The 18,396-nt window shown below is 67.9% G+C and carries 11 protein-coding genes; 4 read left to right on the forward strand and 7 right to left on the reverse strand.

The features are described 5' to 3' along the window. Positions 1-120 precede the first annotated feature (120 nt). Complete coding sequence (locus AN401_RS08590) at positions 121-687, forward strand: sigma-70 family RNA polymerase sigma factor (RefSeq protein WP_094039048.1); 567 nt, start codon at positions 121-123, stop codon at positions 685-687. Further along, on the forward strand, positions 684-1,388 hold the full coding sequence (locus AN401_RS08595) for an anti-sigma factor (RefSeq protein ID WP_096779097.1): 705 nt from the start codon (positions 684-686) through the stop codon (positions 1,386-1,388). Before AN401_RS08590 ends, AN401_RS08595 begins: the two co-directional genes overlap by 4 nt. Here the strand turns inward: AN401_RS08595 and AN401_RS08600 are convergent. The 4 genes from AN401_RS08600 to AN401_RS08615 all read right to left on the reverse strand — a co-directional run bounded on the left by AN401_RS08600 (position 1,385) and on the right by AN401_RS08615 (position 10,632). Next, positions 1,385-3,967, reverse strand: coding sequence for an EAL domain-containing protein (locus tag AN401_RS08600; protein WP_096780340.1), 2,583 nt, complete (start codon positions 3,965-3,967; stop codon positions 1,385-1,387). The two genes, AN401_RS08595 and AN401_RS08600, sit on opposite strands and share 4 nt — an antisense overlap. A gap of 153 nt (positions 3,968-4,120) precedes the next feature. Then, entirely contained in the window at positions 4,121-7,963 is a 3,843-nt protein-coding gene (locus tag AN401_RS08605; protein WP_096779098.1) for a response regulator, read from the reverse strand. 11 nt (positions 7,964-7,974) lie between these two features. Next, positions 7,975-9,624, reverse strand: a complete 1,650-nt coding sequence (locus tag AN401_RS08610) for a Glu/Leu/Phe/Val dehydrogenase dimerization domain-containing protein (RefSeq protein ID WP_094039045.1) — start codon at positions 9,622-9,624, stop codon at positions 7,975-7,977. A gap of 93 nt (positions 9,625-9,717) precedes the next feature. Further along, positions 9,718-10,632, reverse strand: a complete 915-nt coding sequence (locus AN401_RS08615; protein ID WP_096779099.1) for a LysR substrate-binding domain-containing protein — start codon at positions 10,630-10,632, stop codon at positions 9,718-9,720. A 103-nt stretch (positions 10,633-10,735) separates the two neighbouring features. Here AN401_RS08615 and AN401_RS08620 point away from each other — a divergent pair, with 103 nt between their 5' ends. Then, the gene (locus AN401_RS08620; RefSeq protein WP_096779100.1) at positions 10,736-11,569 is read left to right on the forward strand and encodes a PhzF family phenazine biosynthesis protein; all 834 of its coding nucleotides are present in this window, start codon (positions 10,736-10,738) and stop codon (positions 11,567-11,569) included. A 28-nt stretch (positions 11,570-11,597) separates the two neighbouring features. Here AN401_RS08620 and AN401_RS08625 read toward each other — a convergent pair whose 3' ends face one another. Then, positions 11,598-14,147 (reverse strand): EAL domain-containing protein, encoded by a 2,550-nt coding sequence (locus AN401_RS08625; protein WP_232513411.1) that lies wholly within the window; start codon positions 14,145-14,147, stop codon positions 11,598-11,600. A 135-nt stretch (positions 14,148-14,282) separates the two neighbouring features. On the opposite strand from AN401_RS08625, the gene AN401_RS08630 reads away from it, so the two are divergent. Next, the gene (locus AN401_RS08630; RefSeq protein WP_096779101.1) at positions 14,283-14,753 is read left to right on the forward strand and encodes a hypothetical protein; all 471 of its coding nucleotides are present in this window, start codon (positions 14,283-14,285) and stop codon (positions 14,751-14,753) included. Positions 14,754-14,775: 22 nt separating this feature from the next. On the opposite strand, the gene AN401_RS08635 is transcribed toward AN401_RS08630, so the two are convergent. Together AN401_RS08635 and asnB are read right to left on the reverse strand one after the other, a co-directional pair. Continuing rightward, positions 14,776-16,056, reverse strand: coding sequence for an MFS transporter (locus AN401_RS08635; RefSeq protein WP_096779102.1), 1,281 nt, complete (start codon positions 16,054-16,056; stop codon positions 14,776-14,778). Positions 16,057-16,325: 269 nt separating this feature from the next. Next, complete coding sequence (asnB, locus tag AN401_RS08640; protein WP_094039477.1) at positions 16,326-17,990, reverse strand: asparagine synthase B; 1,665 nt, start codon at positions 17,988-17,990, stop codon at positions 16,326-16,328. Positions 17,991-18,396: the final 406 nt, after the last annotated feature.

An 18,396-nucleotide genomic window follows, 5' to 3' on the forward strand; every position in this document is an offset into this window, starting at 1 on the left:
CTGCCTGATTTTTAAACTATATGGCGTTCTAGGGGGAGAGGGCGCCATCCGCCCAGATGTGGTCTACGCTTGAGTCTTATTAAGGGTTCGTTTGGCTACTTCGCGGATGGCGCCTCGCTTATGACAACACCGACACCAGATACGGATTACCAGGCCCTGCTGGCGGCCTGCGCCCGGGGAGAGCGCAGTGCCCTGCACCGCCTTTATGAGCGGGAAGGCTCCCGCCTGCTCGGGGTGGTGATGCGCATCGTGCGCGACCACGCCCTGGCGGAAGACATAGTGCACGACGCCTTGATCAACATCTGGCTGCGTGCCGACAGTTTCGATCCGCGCCGCGGCTCCGCCCGGGGCTGGATTTACAGCGTGGTCCGCCACCTGGCCCTGAATACGGTACGCAACCGGGGACGGGAACTGCTGCTGGATCAGGAACTGGCCGACAGCCTGGATGCCCGCCGCTCGTTCGAACACTGGCGGCAACGCCAGGACGATGCCACCTGGGCGGAATACGGCGGGCGCATCGAGCATTGCCTGGAGCAGCTCGAGCCCGAACGACGCAGCTGCCTACTCCACGCCTATGTGGACGGCTGCACCCATCATGAAATTGCCGGCCGCATGGGGGCCCCGCTGGGGACCGTCAAGGCCTGGATCAGGCGCAGCCTGGCGGCATTGCGGGAGTGCATGGCATGAGCGAGTTGCAGCGGCAGGATCCCGAACGCCATGCCCTGGCCGGCGAGTATGTGCTGGGCACCCTGTCCGCCGACGAGCGTAAAGGTCTGGAGCAGCGGCTGGAGAGCGACGAGCGCCTGCAACAGGCGGTGGCGGAATGGGAGGAGCGGTTGCATCCCCTGATCGCCCTGGCCGAGCCGCAATTGCCTTCCCCCCGGTTGTGGCCCCGGGTAGAGCGTACCCTGGATGCCCTGGGCCGCTGGCGCCCGCCTGTCCGGCCCCGGCACTGGTGGCAGCGGTTGGGCTGGTGGCGGGGACTGACCGCCGCCGGCCTGGCCATGAGCCTGTTACTGGCGGCCGTGCTGATCTTGCGGCCCCTGCCCGAGCCACGCTATGTGGTGGTGCTGGTGGCACCGGAAGAGAAGACGCCGGGCTGGCTGGTGCAGGCCCGGGATCCGCGGGAGGTCCAGTTGATCCCGCTGGCCGCGGTGGAGGTGCCGGCGGACAAGGTGCTGGAATTCTGGACCAAGGGCGACGACTGGAACCAGCCCGTCTCCCTGGGCCTGGTGGCGCCGGGTGAGCGGCTGCGCATCACCATGGATGAGCTGCCTCCCCTGGCGCCCAACCAGCTGTTCGAGCTGACCCTGGAGCAGGCCGGCGGCTCGCCCACCGGCCTGCCCACCGGGCCCATCCAGTTTATCGGCCGGGCGGTCGAACTCTAGTCGCCGGCGGCACGGTGTTCGGTTTCGGCCTGGTCGCTCAGCCGGGCATGCCAGTGCCGGGTGCTGTCCGGCTTGCCGAACCAGTAGCCCTGAAAGGCGGTGCAGCCCAGCTCCTGCAGCCGGCTTGCCTGCTCGGCGGTTTCCACCCCCTCGGCGATCACCTGCAGGTCCAGGCTGCGGCCCAGGGCGATGATGGTGCGCACTATGGCTTCGTCGTTGGGATCCCTGAGCAGGTCGCGGACGAAGGACTGATCGATCTTCAGCTGGCTGAGTGGCAACCGCTTGAGGTAGCCGAGCGAGGCATAGCCGGTGCCGAAGTCGTCCAGGGAGAAACGCAGCCCCAGCCGGCGCAGTTGTTCCATCCGGCCGATGGTCTGCTCGATATCGTCGATCAGCAGGCTTTCGGTGATCTCCAGCTCCAGCCTGGCCGGGTCGACGCCGCTGTCCTGCAACAGGCGTTGCAGGCCGGCCACGAAATCCGGATGGCGGAACTGGCGTGGACTGATATTGACCGCCAGGCCGAGCCGGGCCATGGCCGGCTCCCGGCGCCATTCGGCCAGCAGCCGGCAGGCCTGGGCCAGCACCCAGTCGCCCAGGGGGATGATGAGCCCGCTGCTTTCCGCCAGGGGAATGAAGTCGGCGGGAGAAATCCGGCCCAGCTCAGGGTGCTGCCAGCGCAGCAGGGCCTCCATGCCGGTGATCCGCTCGCCGGCGTCGACCTGGGGCTGCAGGTGCAGCTCCAGCTCGTCCCGTTCCAGGGCCAGGCGCAGATCGTGTTCCAGCCGGCTGCGGCGATTGGCGTCGTCCTGCATCGCCTGGTTGAAGAAGTGCAGGGTATTGCGGCCATCGGCCTTGGCGGCAAACATCGCCAGATCGGCGGCCTTGAGCAGCTCGTCGATATTGCCCTGGGCGTCCGAAAACATGGCGATGCCGATGCTGGCGGAGCAACGGTGCTCCTTGCCCGCTATCTCGTAAGGCACGGCCAGCCGCTCGAGCAACTGCCGGACCCGGTTGCGGACCTGCATGACGGCGTCTTCCTGCCGGGGGCTCAGATCCTCCATGATCAGCACGAACTCGTCGGAGCCCAGGCGGCCGGCGGTGTCGGTGCCGGCCAGGCTGTGCCGCAGGCGAGCGGCGGTCTGTTGCAGCAGCTGGTCGCCGCAGTCGTGGCCCCGGGTGTCGTTGATGTCCTTGAAATTGTCGAGGTCGATCAGCACCAGGGCGCCCTGGTAGCCGGTGGCCTGGCTGCCGGCCAGGGCGTGGCGCAGCCGGTCCAGCAGCAGCCGGCGGTTGGCCAGGCCGGTGAGGGAGTCGAAAAAGGCCAGTTGATGCAGCTCTTCCTGCAGCCGGCGGTACTCGGTGATGTCGGTGGAAATGCCGCACAGGGCGTGGATACGGCCGTCGGGCCGGCGCAGGGGCAGCTTGACCGAGAGAAAGGTGCGCCGCTCCCCGTTGCGGCTCAGGCCGTTGACCTCCTCTCCGGCCACCCGCTCGCCCTGCTGCAGCACCCGCAAGTCGTTCTGTTGCAGCAGGGCGCAGGTTTCGGCGTCGAAAAAGCGCTCATCGCTCTGGCCGAGGATCTGCGCCGGCGTGACGCCGAACAATTCGCACACCCTGCGGTTGGCGTACTGGTAACGCAGCTGTTCGTCCTTGATGTAGATGCAGGCCTCCACACTGTCGAGGATGGTGTTGAGCCTGTGTTCGCTGGCCTGCAGGCTCAGGGTACGCTCGGCGACCTTGCGCCGCAGCAGCAGGTTGAAGCAGATGGCCAGCAGCAGGGCCGAGAGCAGCAGCCCCAGGCTCCACCACAGGGCCGGCGGCAGGGGTTGAGCCGGCCGGCCGCTCCAGCGCGTGAGTATGTCGAAATAGCGGGAGTCGTTGTCCGACTGCCAGCGCTGCAGATGGTGGTCGATGCGCGCCAGCAGGGCCGGATTGGTGCCGGCCGGCACGGCAAAGTAGAGCTTGCTCGGCTGGAACAGGATGGGGGAGGCCACCAGATCCCGGCTGGCCGCCTGCTGGTTGCCGATGAAGTGGTTGGCCGCGGCGGCGTCCGCCCGGCCGCTGGCCACGGCGTCGAACACCTGATCCAGACCATCGACCGGCAGCCATTCCACCCGCAGGCCGAAGCTGTCGACCAGTTGGCCGAGGAACTGTTGCTGCACCGAGCCGCGCAGCACCGCCAGCCGCTTGCCGTCCAGCTCCAGCAGGCTGGTCAGCCGGCGGTGGGAGAGGGTATAGATCTGCGACCAGCTCAGCAGGGCCGGGGTGCGGTGAAAGTCGAAGCGGGTCGCCCGCTCTTCGGTAAAGGCCACGTCGGGCATCAGGTCGATGCGTCCCTCCGCCAGCCATTCCAGGCACTGTTGCCACTGGCAGGGTACCGGCTCCAGTTGCCAGCCTTCTTCCCTTGCGATTTCGCCGATCAGATCGCCGAAGATACCGCTGGGTTGCCCCTGGGCGTCGGCCATGATCTTGGGGGGATTATGGTAGAGACCGAGGCGTACGGGCTGGGCCTGGGCCGGGGACAGCAGCAGCAACAGCAGCCATGGCAACAGCCGTTTCAGCGGGGTGTGCGGGAACATGATGCTCAAGGGTATCCCTATCCTCGTGCCGGTTATTTTTTGTGGGGGGGATTGGCTCCATTTATAACAGATCCTACGACTTTGGTCGGATATTTCGTCATGAAATGCGCGCTTTGTCCTAGGATATTTATCGTGGCCAGCCGGATCGCTGGCTCAGGCCGGGCCGACCAGCCGGGCCTTCAGGGCCGGTTCCAACTGGGCCAGCCGTTGTTCCACCAACGGCAACTGCCCGGCCGCCGCTTCCAGCTCGCCGTTGCGGGCCAGGGTTTCCAGCGCCAGGGCGGCCTCGCCCAGGGCACGGCCACCCACTACCTGGGCCGAGCCCTTGAGGGTGTGGGCCGCCCGGCGCAGCTCGGCGGCATCCTGCCGGGCGAGGGCCTCGGTCATGGCCCGCAGCAGGCCGGGCGCCTCCTGCAGGAAGAGCCCGGCCATCTCCGCCAGCAGGGCGGTGTTGCCCTCCAGCCGGGAGAGGGCGTCGTCCCAGTCCAGGATGGCGCCGGTATCCGGGGTTTCTGCTATTTCTGGCGCCTTGGCCGCCGCCACCGGGGCTTGGGGCGGCCCGCTCCGCCCTGCGGCCATGACCGCCTTCTGCTCCACCGCGGCGTAGAGTTCGGCGGCGCGGAACGGCTTGGTGACGTAGTCGTCCATGCCGGCGGCCAGGCAGCGCTCCCGGTCTTCCTTGGTGGCGCTGGCGGTCATGGCGATGATGGGCACATGACCGCCCTGTTCGGCCTCCCGGACGCGGATGGCCCGGGTGGCGGCCAGGCCGTCCATCACCGGCATGTGGATGTCCATCAGCACCACGTCGAAGTTGTCCTGGGCCACGGCCGCAATCGCTTCTTCCCCGTTCTCGGCGAGCTTCACCTGGTGGCCCCGCTGGTGCAGCAGATCCATGGCCACCCGCTGGTTGGTGAGGCCGTCCTCCACCAGCAGCACCCGGCACGCCTGCGGCAGGGCCACCGGCTCGCCGGGTGGCGGCGGGGCCTCGGCCAGCACGGTACCCAGTGCCTCGCCCACGGCGTTGAGCAGTTCCGACTGTTTCACCGGCTTCATCAATTGGCGGGAGATGCGCAACTGCCGGCGCAGGGCGGTGTCGCCCGAGTAGCCCCCCGAGGACAGCATCAGGATGCGCAGGCCGGCCAGGGCCGGCCGCTCGCGGATGCGGGCGGCCAGCTCGAAGCCGTCCATGCCCGGCATCATGACGTCGAGCAGGGCCAGGGGGAAGGGGTCGTCCCCGCTCTGGTCGAGCAGGGCCAGGGCCTGCACGGCGCTGTGGGCCAGCACCGGCCGCATGCCCCAGTGTTGCAGTATTTCCTCGAGGATCATGCGGTTGGTGCTGTTGTCGTCCACCACCAGCACCCTGAGCCCGTGCAGGCCGGCGGGGGCGCTCAGGGATTCGCTGCGCTCCGCCGCCAGGCCGAAGTCGGCATCGAAGGCGAAACGGCTGCCGCGGCCGCCGGGGCCACTGTCTACCCGGATTTGGCCGCCCATCATGCCCACCAGCTGGGCGGCGATGGACAGGCCCAGCCCGGTGCCGCCGCTCTGGCGGGTGGTGGAGCCGTCGGCCTGGGCGAAGGCCTCGAAGATGCGCCGGCGCTGATTTTCGGGGATGCCGATGCCGGTGTCGCGCACTTCGAAGTGCAGGCGGATACGGGTCTTCTGCCGCTTTTTCAGCTGCAGATCCACCACGATTTCGCCACTTTCGGTGAACTTGATGGCGTTGCCCACCAGGTTGACCACCACCTGGCGCAGTCGCACCGGATCGCCCACCAGCCGGTCCGGGATCTCGGCGGGGATGTGCACCGCCAGCTCCAGGCCCTTCTCGTCGGCGCGCAGGGCCAGGGTCTGCAGGGTGTCGCCCAGGGTGTCGCGCAGCAGGAAGGGCAGGGAATCGAGTTCAAGCCGGCCCGCCTCTATCTTGGAGAAGTCGAGGATGTCGTTGATAAGGCCAAGCAGGGTGTCCGCCGACTTCTCGATGATGGTCAGGTATTCGCTCTGCTGCTCGGTCAGCTCGGTGCGGGCCAGCAGTTCGGCCACGCCGATCACCCCGTTCATGGGGGTGCGGATCTCATGGCTCATGTTGGCCAGGAATTCGCTCTTGGCCAGGCTGGCCTGCTCCGCCAGATCCCGGGCCCGCTGCAGCTCCGCCTGGGAGCGGCGCAGCTGCTCGGTGGTGGCCTGCAGCTCCTGGGTGCGCTCGGCCACCAGCTCCTCCAGGTGGTGGCGGTGGCGCTCCAGCTCGGTGACGTCGGTGTACACCGCCACATAGCCGCCGTCGCCGGTGCGGTGTTCGCTCACCTGGACGGCGAGGCCGTCGCTGCGGGTGAAGAAGTAGGGCCCCCGGGGGTGTCGGTGCCGTTCGAGTCGTTCGGCTATCCACTGCTCACCCGAGGCGTAGCCCAGCGGCAGGTGACCCCGCTTGACCACGTCGTGCAGCAGCGCCTCGAATGCCATGCCCACCGCCACCAGATCGTTGGGCAGGGCGAAATGTTCCTTGAAGCGGGAATTGAACAGCACCAGGCGATCGTCGGCGTCGTACAGGGTAAAGCCCTCGGCGATGGACTCGATGGCCTCGGTCAGCTGATCCCGGGCCGACTCGGCCCGGCGCTGGGCCTCTTCGGTCAACCGCACCTGCCGCTCGAGATCCTCGCGCTGCTCTTCCAGCTCGGTGATGTCGGTGTAGATGGCGACCACGCCGCCATCTTTGGTACGGCGCTCGCTGACCCGCAGCTGCAGGCCGCCGACCCGTTTGAGCTTGAATGGCGGCCCCGGATGGCGCCGTTGCGCCAGGCGCCATTCGAACCATTGCCGGCCGTCGTCCTCGCCGAACTCGAGCAGGTGGCGGTCCACCACCGCCTGGATCAGATCCCGGAAGGGCATGCCCACCCGCACTATGTCGGGCGCGGCCGAATAGTCGTCGCGAAAACGGGAGTTGAAGGCCACCAGGCGGTCGTCGGCATCGTACAGGGTAAAGCCCTCGGAGATGGACTCGATGGCCTCGATCAACTGCTGGTGGGCGGCCTCGGCCCTGGCCTGCAGCCGGCGGGTTTCCTGGTACTGCTGGGCCAGCTCCAGCTCGGCCTGGCGGCGGGCGGTGATGTCGGTGATAAAGCCTTCCAGCAGTTGCAGCCGACCGGCCTCGTCGAACACCCCGCAGCCCTGCTCCCACACCCATTTCTCCTCGCCGCCGCGGCTATGGATGCGGTATTCGAACTGGTAGGGTCGCTTGTTCTGAATGGCCTCCTGCACCTGTTGCCACAGGGTGGCGCGATCCTCGGGGTGGACCAGCTCGGCATAGTGGGGGCGGCCGGCGGTGACCTCTTCCGGCGCATAGCCGGTCAGGGCCCGGCAGCCCTGGCTGAGAAAGGTCATGGTCCACTGGGGGTCGTTCAGACCCCGGTAGGCGATGCCGGGCAGGTTGGCCATCAGGGTGGCCAGCCGGCGCCGGCTTTCCTGCAGCTCGCGGGCGGCGCCTTCCCGCTCCATCACCCGGCCCAGTTGGGTACCGATCTGGGCCATCAGTTCGAGCAACGGCGGATCGGGCTCCTGCACCCGGTCGGAGAAGAACTCCAGCACCGCCATGACCTGGCTGCCGGACAGCACCGGAAAGGCGGCGCCGGCCCGTACCCCGGTGTCCTGCCCCTGGTGGGCACGCTGGAAGTCCGGGTCCCGGGTTACGTCCGGGATCCAGGCGGGCTCGCCGCTTGCCAGCACCCGTTCCGGCAGGCCCATGCTGGAGCCATAGCGACTGGCCTCGGTGAGATTCTTGAACAGGCGGAAGCGCTCGCCGTCGCCCAGGTGCCAGAGCCGGGTCGACACCAGGCCGTCCCCGTCCGCGGAGGGATACCAGGCGTGCCCCAGGGGCCAGCCGGTGTGGGCGCAGACCAGATCGAGGGCGGTCTGCATCGCTTCGTCGACGCTGCGGGCCTCGTTGGCGGCGCGGGTGATGAGCTGGTTGAGGCGCAGCAGGGTGCTTTGGGTGCGGCGGTGGGCCATGATGTCGTCCCTCAGGGGAAGACGCCGCGCAGCAGCTTGGCCTCGGTCACCCGGGAGACCCCCTCGATCAGGGCCGCGGTGCGCATGTCGATGTGGTTGTCACCGGCCCGCTTGAGGGTGCGGTGGAAGGCGTCCAGCAGTATGGTCTGCAGCCGGGCGTTGATCTCTTCCAGGGTCCAGGTCAGGTTCTGTATGCCCTGCACCCATTCGAAGTAGGACACGGTCACGCCGCCGGCATTGCCGAGGATGTCGGGCAGCACGAAGATGCCCCGCTCGAACAGGATGTCGTCGGCCTCCAGCATGGTGGGACCGTTGGCCCCTTCCGCCAGCAGCCGGCACTTGAGCCTGTCGGCATTTTCCACCGTCACCTGGTTCTGCAGCGCCGCCAGCGCCAGCACGTCGCAGTCGAGTTCGAGCAGCTCCTGGTTGCTGATGGCTTCGGCATCCGGGAAGCCGGCCAGCACCCGGTGCTCGGCCACATGGGCGAGCAGGGCGTCCACCGACAGGCCATTGGGATTGAACAGGCCGGTGGAGACGTCGCTGACCCCGACCAGTTTGACCCCGGCCTCGGCCAGGAAGCGGGCGGTGTAACTGCCCACGTTACCGAAGCCCTGTACCACGGCGCTGGCCCGGGACAGATCCAGCCCCAGGTGCTCGGCCGAGGCCTTGATCAGGTAGACCAGGCCGCGGCCGGTGGCTTCCTTGCGGCCCAGGGAGCCGCCCAGCACCACCGGCTTGCCGGTCACCACCGCCGGCACCGCATGGCCCACCTGCTGGCTGTAGGTGTCCATCAGCCAGGCCATCACCTGCTCGTCGGTGCCCATGTCCGGCGCGGGGATGTCCCTGTCGGGGCCGATGATGTCGATGATCTCGGCGGTATAGCGCCGGGTCAGGCGCTGCAGCTCGCGCTTGCTCAGGCTGGTGGGATCGACCCGCACCCCGCCCTTGGCGCCGCCGAAGGGCAGCTTCATCAGGGCGCACTTCCAGGTCATCCACATGGCCAGCGCCGCCACCTCGCCCAGGTCCACGTCCTGGTGGTAGCGGATACCGCCCTTGGTGGGGCCCATGGACAGCACGTGCTGCACCCGGTAGCCGAACACCGTCTCGACCTGGCTGCGATCATCGCGGAAAAAGGGGAAGGACACTACCTGGGTGCGCTGGGGAAACAGCAGCCGCTGGCGGATATTGTCGTCCAGATCCATGTACTGGGCGGCCTTGAGGAACTGTTGCTGGGCCAGGCGGAACATGGGCGAGTCCCACTCGCCGCCCCGGGCCCGCGCCCGGGACAGGGTATAGCGGATGGAGCGGCTGAGGGCGGTGCTCTTGAGGTTGGACTTGACCAGGTAGTCGTAGGCGCCGGACTCCACCGCCCGCGCCGCCAGCTTGACGTCGTCCAGGCTGGTGAGGATCACCACCGGCACCTGGGGCGCGGCAAGGCGCACCCGCAGCAGGGTTTCTAACTCCTGGCTGTCGGGCAGCACCAGATCAAGCAGTACCAGGTCCACGTCGTTGCGGGCCAGGCGGGCGAGGCCGTCGGCCAGCCGCTCCACCGCCTCCACCTCGCACTGCAGCTGGGGATCGGCCGTGAGCAGTTGCTGGATCAGCCGGCGATGGAGCGGGTTGTCTTCGATCAGCAGCAGACGAACGGGCAAGTCGAGCATGGGGCGCCTCGCAACGCTAGCGGACGGGCGGGGCCCGGAGCCGGTGTCGTATAGGTTTAAGCGTAGGCCAGGCCGGGACAAGGCTCCACCGGACTAGGGCGAGGGTCGCGGCTCCCGGGCGAACAGCGCGGCCTGCTCCCGCAGCCAGAGCCGCAGGGCCCGGATGCGGGGGTTGTCCTCCTCGCCGGGGCGGCTCAGCAGGTAATAGGCGAAGTCGGTGCCGCGCCAGGGCAGCAGGGGGCGCAGTTCACCCGCCTGCAGCAGCGGCTGGGCCAGGGACCAGCGCCCGAGGCAGAGTCCCAGCCGCTGGCGGCAGGCGTCGAGGGCGAGACCGGCATCGGTCACGCCGATGGTGCCGGCCGCCTCGACCCCGGCCTCCCGCAGCCAGGGGCGCCAGCCGCTCCAGGGCTCGGTGGCCCGGACGCCGATATCGTCCAGCAGGGGGGTGTCGGCCAGCCAGTCGCCGGGGCGACGGCGGGGGCGGCTGTCGAGCAGGCGGGCGGCGGCCAGCACGGTAACGGCATCGTCCAGCAGCAGCTCGCTATGCAGCCCCGGGTAGTCACCGGCGCCGAAGCGGATGGCCAGATCCGCCTGGCCGGTGCGCAGATCCGCCAGCCGGTCTTCGGCCTGCAGGGTCAGTCTCAGTCCGGGATGACGCGCGAGCAGCCCGGCCAGGCGCGGCAACAGCCAGTGCCGGCAGAAGCCGTGGGGCAGGGAGAGCACCAGGGGGCCGGCCAGCGGGGGCTGGCTCAGCTCGGTGGTGGCACTGGCGATGATGCCGAAGGCGTCGGCGATCCTGGCCTGGTAGCGGCGTCCGGCCTCGGTCAGACGCACGCCCCGCGCCTGGCGGATGAACAGCGGCACGCCCAGGGCCTGCTCCAGTTCCTTGATGCGGTGGCTGATGGCGGCGGCGGTCAGGTGGAGCTCACCCGCCGCGGCGCTGAAGCTGTTGAGCCGGGCCGCGGCCTCGAAGGCGCGCAGGGTGTTGAGGGGCGGGGATACGGGCATCTTTAAGGGTAAGCTCAGCTAAGTCTTAGGGCTAGAATATAGCAGTTGTCTTAAGGATGGCTAATGTCAAAATGCGCCTGTCACCACCACAGGAGAATGATCGATGAACGAGCAGCTTTATCGCCTGGCGGCCTTCAGCACCAGCCCGGCCGGCGGCAATCCCGCCGGCGTCTGGCTGGGCGAGGCCCTGCCCGACGCCGCCACCATGCAGCGCATCGCCGCCGAGGTCGGCTATTCGGAAACCGCCTTCGTGGCGCCGCTCGACGGAACCGAGCGCCATATCCGCTATTACAGCCCGCTCCGGGAGATCAGCTTTTGCGGCCACGCCACCATCGCCGCCGGTGTGGTGCTGGGCCAGACGGCGGGCGCCGGCCGCTACCGGCTGCAGACGGCGGTGGGCGAGGTGCCGGTCGAGGTGTTCCGGGACGGCGAGCAGTGGCTGGCGGCGCTGACCTCGGTCGAGCCGGAGCAAAAGGCGGTACCGCCCCGCTGGCTGGAACGGGTGCTCGAGGCGCTGGACTGGCGTCGCGAGGAGCTGGATCCGGCGCTGCCGCCGATGCTGGCCTACGCCGGGGCCTGGCACCTGGTGCTGGCGGCGGGCTCGGCCGCGCGGCTGGCCCGGCTGGAGTACGACGTCGAGCGGCTGAAGGCGCTGATGGAGGACGCCGGCCTGGTCACCCTGCAACTGGTATACCGGGAGGACGAGCTGGTGTTCCAGGCCCGCAATCCCTTCCCGGTGGGCGGGGTGGTGGAGGATCCGGCCACCGGGGCGGCGGCCGCGGCCCTGGGCGGCTACCTGCGGGCGGCGGGGCTGATGCCGGTGCCGGGCGAGCTGCTGATCCGCCAGGGCGAGGCCATGGGCCGGCCCAGCGAGCTGCGGGTGGGGGTGCCGGCCGCGGGCGGCATCCGGGTCAGCGGCGCGGCGGTGGCCTTGTAGCCGGGCCGCCGACCCGGCGCCGGGAGGATCAGGATGTCGGCAGCTTTCGGGAGCGCTCCGACCGGGCTGCCGGGCTCAGACAAGACTCGGCGAACTCGGCCGCCGGCATGGGGCGGCCGGTGAGCCAGCCCTGCACCAGGGTCAGGTGATAGCGGCCCAGGGCGTCGAGTTGGGCCGGGGTTTCGACGCCTTCGGCCACCACCTGCAGCTCCAGCTCCCGGGCCAGCCCGGTCACCGCGGCCAGCACGGCGCTGCTGCTGCGGCATTCGCCGAGCTGGCGGATAAAGGATCTGTCTATCTTCAGGCTGGTGACCGGCAGGGCGTGCAGGTAGCTGAGCGACGAATAACCGGTGCCGAAGTCGTCGATGGCCAGCGGACAGCCCAGCTCGCGCAGCGCCTGCAGCAGCCGGGCCGCCTGTTGCTGCTTGTCGAGCAGAATGCTCTCGGTCAGCTCCAGGCCGAACAGCCCGGCCGGCAAGCGGTAATCCAAGAGCAGGTCGTGCACCTCGGCCAGCAGATCCTGCTGCCAGAACTGCTGGGCCGACAGGTTGACCGACACCGGCACCGGTGTCAGCCCCTCGTCGAGCCAGGCCCGCAGCTGGGCGGCGGCCATGCGCATCAGCCGCCGGCCCAGGAACACCATAAGCCCGGCGCGCTCGGCCAGGGGGATGAAGTCGGCGGGCGACACCGCCCCCAGCTCCGGATGCTGCCAGCGGGCCAGGGCCTCGGCGGCCCGCACTTGCCGGCCGGCAGGATCGACCTGGGGCTGGTAATGCAGGCTGAGGCCCTCGCCGCTTTCCACCGCGTCGCGCAGTGCCGTTTCCATCTGCAACCAGCGGTGTTCCTGCTGGTGCATGTCCCGGCGGAACAGCCGGTAGCCGTTGCGCCCTTCCTGCTTGGCCCGGTACATGGCGGCATCGGCGTGGTGCACCAGCTCCTCGGCGTCGGTGGCGTCGTCGGGATAGAGGCTGATGCCGAGGCTGCAGCCGATACGGAAGCTCTGCTGGCCGATGCGAAAGGGTTCGCCGATGGCGTCGATCAGGCGTCGGGCGACGCGGGTGACCTCGTCCGCCTCTTCCAGATCGGGCAGCAGCACGATGAACTCATCGCCGCCCAGCCGGGCCAGGGTGTCGTCTTCCCGCAGGCGATCGCCGAGGCGGCGGGACACCTCGAGCAGCAACTCGTCGCCGGCGGCATGGCCCAGGCTGTCGTTGACCTGCTTGAAGTGATCCAGGTCGATGAACAGCACCGCCAGCCGGCGCTGGTGGCGGTGGGCGTGGCGGATGGCCAGCTCCAGGCGATCCTCCAGCAGGCGGCGGTTGGGCAGGCGGGTGAGGGGATCGTAATAGGCCAGTTGGCGGATCTGATCCTCGTTTTCGCGGATATGGGTGATGTCGGTGAACAGGGCGGCGTAGTTGCCGATGTTCCCCTCGGCGTCACGGATGGCGGTGACGGTCAGCAGCTCCAGATAGAGCTGGCCGCTCTTGCGCCGGTTCCAGATCTCGCCGCGCCAGTAACCCCTTTCCCGCAGCGTCCGCCACATCTCGGCATAGAAGGCACTGTCGTGGCGGCCGGAGGAGAGTACCGCCGGGGTGCGGCCCAGCACCTCTTCCGGGCTGTAGCCGGTGGTGTGGGAAAAGGCCGGGTTGACGAACTCGATGCGGCCTTCTGCGTCGGTGATGATGATGCCTTCGAGGGAGGCCTCGATCACCCGTTCGGCCAGCTCCAGGTTCAGGCGGGAGCGGCTGAGGGCCCGGTCGCGCTGCTCCAGCGCCTGGCGCAGCTGCTGCTGGTAGCGGTGCTCGACGCCATCGAGGATGTTGCGAAAGCCGAGCAGGCCCACCACCCGGTTGTCGTCGTCCAGCACCGCCAGGTGGCGCACCCGGTAATCGATCAGCAGGTCCCGGGCGCGCAGCAGGGTGTCGCCCCGGTTCACGGTCAGCAGCGGCCGGCTGGCCAGGCCGCCGACCGGGGTGTTGCCCGGATGGCGGGCGACGAAGCGGACCATGTCCCGCTCGGTGAGGATGCCGTATTCGCCGTCGGCGCAGGCCACCACGGCGGCGTCCTGCCCCTGCCGGTACATCAGGGCCGCCACCTCGGCCAGGGACAGCGCCCCCGCCACCGTCAGGGGCTGGCCGTCCATGGCCTCGTGCACCTCGCGCAGGCCGAGGTAGGGCTCCAGGCCCTGCTTCAGCGCCAGATCGGTCTGGGAGACGATGCCCCTGGGCCGGCCCTGATCGTCCACCACCAGGAAGTGCCGGTGGCCCTCGGCGCGAAACCGCTCGGCCACCGCCGACATGGGCGTGCTCAGGTGCAGGTGGCTGACCGGCGTGCTCATCACCTGGCCTATGGGGGTGAGCAGGCCCTGGGGATTGCCGAAGTCGAGGCGCAGGCTGTCGCGCTCGGTCCAGATCCCCAGCACCCGCTCGCCCTCCATGATCAGCATGGAGCTGCAGCGGCGCGAGGCCATGCGCTCGGCCGCCTCACGCAGCGGGGTATCGGGGCCGCAACTGAGCAGCCCGGTTTGCATCAGCCGTTCGACCGGCAGGTCCGCCGTTACGGGGTCTTGAAATTTCACGTCCGCTTGATACCTGGGTGGCTTGGAATGGGCCACACTACCATATCCGCCCGGGAAGACAGAAGCCTTTGGGTAGCCCGGGATGCAAAGGCGCCGGACTGGGATTATGCTCTGGTGAGAGCCTGGAGGTGTCGCATGAAACTTCATATCTGGTGGCTGTTGTTGTTGCCCCTGGCCGGCTGCGCCAGCCAGCAGGAGCAGGCCATGAGGCGGCTGAACGACATCGCCGAGCAGTTGCTCGCCCGGGAATGCGAGCAGCCCCAGCTCAGCTACCGGCAGGTGGAAAACCCCCATGTGCCCGGCCTTATCGACGAGGTGGAGACCCTGCGCTGTCCGGGGCTGGTGGTCCAGACCTACCTGTCGGAGGCGGCGGCCAACCCCAACGGCATGCCGCTGCTGCTGCTGGTGTCTGCGCCCCAGCCGGGGCTGCCGTCCTTTATGAACATCGGTGCCGACCGGGCAGGGCTGGTGGCCGAGCTGGGCCGCCCGGCCCGGGAAGGGCGCCAACTGCTGCGCTACCAGTCCCGCGAAACCACCGAGAACGTGACCTTCCGGATGGAGGGGGACCGCATTGCCAGCATCCGCTGGGAATGGTATTTCGACTGAGTTCCGATGGCGCCGGTCGTTGTCATGCCTGGTGCCGGACGGCCTGCCCCTGCTGTTTCGGGATGGCCTGGGGCTCGACGTCGCCGAAGCGATCGACCCGCAGCAGGGATCTGAAGCCCCACATCCAGGTGCCGGCCACCGCCAGGGTGGAGACCCCGCCGATGACGGCGGCGGGCACGGTGCCGAACCAGGCGGCGCTGGTGCCGGCGCGGAATTCCCCCAGCTCGTTGGAAGAGCCGATAAACAGCATGTTCACCGCGCTGACCCGGCCGCGCATCTCGTCCGGGGTGGCCAGCTGGATCAGGGTGGAGCGGATATAGACGCTGATCATGTCCGCCGCACCCGCCACCAGCAGGGCGGCGAAGGACAGCCAGAACAGGGTGGAGAAGGCGAACACCAGGTTGGCCAGGCCGAACACCAGGACGGCGACAAACATGGCCGGCCCCACCCGGCGGTTGAGCGACCAGGTGCTGAGCGCCACCCCCATCAGCAGGGCGCCGAGGGCGATGGCGCTGCGCAGGGCGCCCAGTCCCTCCGGCCCCACCATCAGCACCTCCTGGGCATAGATCGGCAGCAGCGCCACCACGCCACCGAGCAGCACCGCGAACAGGTCCAGTGAGATGGCGCCGAGGATGACGGGGCGCGAGCGGATATAGCCGATGCCGGCGGTGAAGCGGTGCCAGGCGGTGGCTTCCGGCGGTTTGGCGCCGCCGGCGTAGCGGGCCCGCACCGGGGTCAGCAGCAGCAGGGCAAGCAGGAAGGCGCCCAGGCAGACGCCGTAGGCCAGGCTGCCGCCCAGGGCGTAGAGCAGGCCGCCCACCAGGGGACCGCCGATGACGGCAAGCTTCATGATCATGCTGTTGACGGCGATGGCCCGGGCCAGCTGGCCGCGGGGCACGATTTGCGGCAGCAGGCTTTGCAGGGTGGGGCCGGTGAAGGCCCGGGCGCTGCCGTAGAGCACCAGCACGGCGTAGTAGTAGCGGACTTCCGGCTGGGGGGAGAGCGACAGCAGCAGGAGCAGGCCGCTGCACAGGGCCTGCACCAGCCAGCTGCCGGCGAGCAGGCGCTTGCGGGAGTGGCGGTCGGCCAGATCGCCGGCCGGCAGCAGCAATAGCAGCATGGGAATGAACTGGGCCAGGCCCACGTAGGCCAGGGCCAGGGGATCCCGGGTCAGGTCGTACACCTGCCAGGCCACCACCACCGCCTGGATCTGCATGGCGAACACCGCCGCCAGCCGGGCGATCAGAAAGGGCAGAAAACCCTGTTGGCGCAGCACCTGGGTGCCGCCGGGATGGGAAGACATGGATTCTTGGGCAAAACGGAACGGGCGGGCAGTGTAAACCGGGCGACCCGAGGCGGCAAGTCGGGTGGGGCGCCTCGGCAATCGGGCCCCGGGCTCGGTCGAATAAATTCGACCCTACAGAGCCAGCCCGTCACGGCGCCATGCCAGGTTGGAACGCCGGGTTGGCCGTAGGGTCCACTTCAGTGGACCACCCGACCACGGCGCCGCGCCCGGTCGAATAAATTCGACCCTACAGCCGGGGCTCTAGGGTCGATTTCAAGCGCCCTCGATCAGTAGGACTGGGTGTGCACGCCCTTGACCGCACGCCCGGAGGGGTCGGCCATGTTTTTCCACTGTTCGTCCCACTCCAGCGCCTTGGGGGTGGAGCAGGCCACGGAAGGGCCGCAGGGTACGCAGTTGGCGGCGGAATCCTGGGGGAAGTGGCCTTCGAAGATGGATCTGTAATAGTAGGCTTCCTTGGTGACCGGGGTGTTCAGCGGGAAGCGGAACGCCGCCGTGGCCATCATCTGATCGGTGACCTGCTCTTCCACCATGGCCTTGAGGCTGTCGATCCAGGAATAGCCCACGCCGTCGGAGAATTGCTCCTTCTGGCGCCAGGCCACCTCGTGGGGCAGCAGGTCGCTGAAGGCCTCACGCAGGATGTGCTTTTCCATCTTGCCGTTGCCGCACATCTTGTCGGCCGGGTTCAGGCGCATGGCCACGTCCATGAATTCCTTGTCGAGGAAGGGCACCCGGGCCTCGACACCCCAAGCGGCCATGGACTTGTTGGCGCGCAGGCAGTCGAACATGTGCAGGGCCTTGAGCTTGCGCACCGTCTCTTCGTGGAACTCCCGGGCGTCGGGCGCCTTGTGGAAGTAGAGGTAGCCGCCGAACAGTTCATCTGAGCCTTCGCCGGAGAGCACCATCTTGATGCCCATGGCCTTGATGCGCCGCGCCATCAGGTACATGGGGGTGGAGGCGCGCACCGTGGTGACGTCGTAGGTTTCCAGGTGATAGATGACGTCCTTGAGGGCGTCCAGGCCTTCCTGCACCGTGTAGTGCAGCTCGTGATGCACCGTGCCCAGGTGGTCCGCCACCTTGCGTGCCGCCAGCAGATCCGGGGCGCCTTCCAGGCCCACCGCGAAGGAGTGCAGGCGCGGCCACCAGGCCTCGCTGTTGCCGTCGTCTTCCACCCGGCGGTCGGCATACAGCTTGGCCACGGCGGAGATGATGGAGGAATCCAGGCCGCCGGACAGCAGCACGCCGTAGGGCACGTCGCACATCAGCTGGCGCTTGACCGCCGCCATCAGCGCCTCGCGCAGCTCGCTCACGCTGGAGACGTTGTCCTTGACCGCGTCGTAGCTTTCCCAGTCGCGCTGGTAGTAGCGGCGCGGCTGGCCTTCCTTGCTGTACAGCAGGTGGCCCGGGGGGAACTCGCTGATGGTCTTGCACACCGGGGTCAGCGCCTTCATCTCGGAGGCCACGTAGAAGTTGCCGGCTTCATCGTAACCGGTGTAGAGCGGGATGATGCCCATGTGGTCGCGGCCGATGAGATAGGCGTCGTTCTCCTGGTCATAGAGCACGAAGGCGAAGATGCCGTTCAGATCGTCGAGGAATTCGGGGCCCTTTTCCTGGTAGAGGCCGAGGATGACCTCGCAGTCGGACTTGGTCTGGAACTCGAAACCACAGGTGAGGGTGGCTTCCAGCTCCTTGTGGTTGTAGATCTCGCCGTTCACCGCCAGGGCGTGGGTCCTGGCCGGGTTCAGCAGCGGCTGGGCGCCGCTGTCCAGGCCGACGATGGCCAGCCGCTCGTGCACCAGTATGGCGTTGTCGCTGCTGTAGACGCCGGACCAGTCGGGGCCGCGGTGGCGCAGCAGTTTGGACAACTCCAGGGCGCGGCTGCGCAGGGCGGCGGGATCGGATTTGAGTTCAAGAATACCGAAAATGGAACACATGGGGGCTTGTCCTTAACACATTGATCTACATGAATGAACGCAGGTTGCCAGAGTCAAACCGGGATGAAAAGCGAAAATAGCGAAAATTTATAAAAAAAGGCTGTTAAATTTTGATTCAATATTTAAAGTGTCATTATTTGGCAAATGAATAATTAAATTATCACTTTATTGTTTATTCGTTAAAAATATCAGGCTTGAGCAGGACAACCCGGAATCCGAGCTGCGGCGACCCCGCCGGCTGGTCGGGTCCCCGTCTCGTTGCTGTCATCAAAGCGATGGGCGGGGGGACTATGGTACAGAAGGATGGGTTTCGGTAGCAGGCCTGTCCGCCCGTGCAGTCCCTGGCACCGGTGACCAATCGGGGCTGGCAGTGAGGAACTATGGTTGCAAAGGCACCGTTGCAGCG

Origin of the sequence: Zobellella denitrificans, assembly GCF_002407485.1 — a bacterium.
Taxonomy (GTDB): Bacteria; Pseudomonadota; Gammaproteobacteria; order Enterobacterales; family Aeromonadaceae; genus Oceanimonas; species Oceanimonas denitrificans.

What these genes read in the sequence shown, in the direction of transcription:
- AN401_RS08590 (WP_094039048.1), top strand. Translation starts at nt 121, where the DNA reads ATGACAACACCGACACCAGATACGGATTACCAGGCCCTGCTGGCGGCC.
- AN401_RS08595 (WP_096779097.1), top strand. Translation starts at nt 684, where the DNA reads ATGAGCGAGTTGCAGCGGCAGGATCCCGAACGCCATGCCCTGGCCGGC.
- AN401_RS08600 (WP_096780340.1), bottom strand. Translation starts at nt 3,967, where the DNA reads ATGTTCCCGCACACCCCGCTGAAACGGCTGTTGCCATGGCTGCTGTTG.
- AN401_RS08605 (WP_096779098.1), bottom strand. Translation starts at nt 7,963, where the DNA reads ATGGCCCACCGCCGCACCCAAAGCACCCTGCTGCGCCTCAACCAGCTC.
- AN401_RS08610 (WP_094039045.1), bottom strand. Translation starts at nt 9,624, where the DNA reads ATGCTCGACTTGCCCGTTCGTCTGCTGCTGATCGAAGACAACCCGCTC.
- AN401_RS08615 (WP_096779099.1), bottom strand. Translation starts at nt 10,632, where the DNA reads ATGCCCGTATCCCCGCCCCTCAACACCCTGCGCGCCTTCGAGGCCGCG.
- AN401_RS08620 (WP_096779100.1), top strand. Translation starts at nt 10,736, where the DNA reads ATGAACGAGCAGCTTTATCGCCTGGCGGCCTTCAGCACCAGCCCGGCC.
- AN401_RS08630 (WP_096779101.1), top strand. Translation starts at nt 14,283, where the DNA reads ATGAAACTTCATATCTGGTGGCTGTTGTTGTTGCCCCTGGCCGGCTGC.
- AN401_RS08635 (WP_096779102.1), bottom strand. Translation starts at nt 16,056, where the DNA reads ATGTCTTCCCATCCCGGCGGCACCCAGGTGCTGCGCCAACAGGGTTTT.
- asnB (WP_094039477.1), bottom strand. Translation starts at nt 17,990, where the DNA reads ATGTGTTCCATTTTCGGTATTCTTGAACTCAAATCCGATCCCGCCGCC.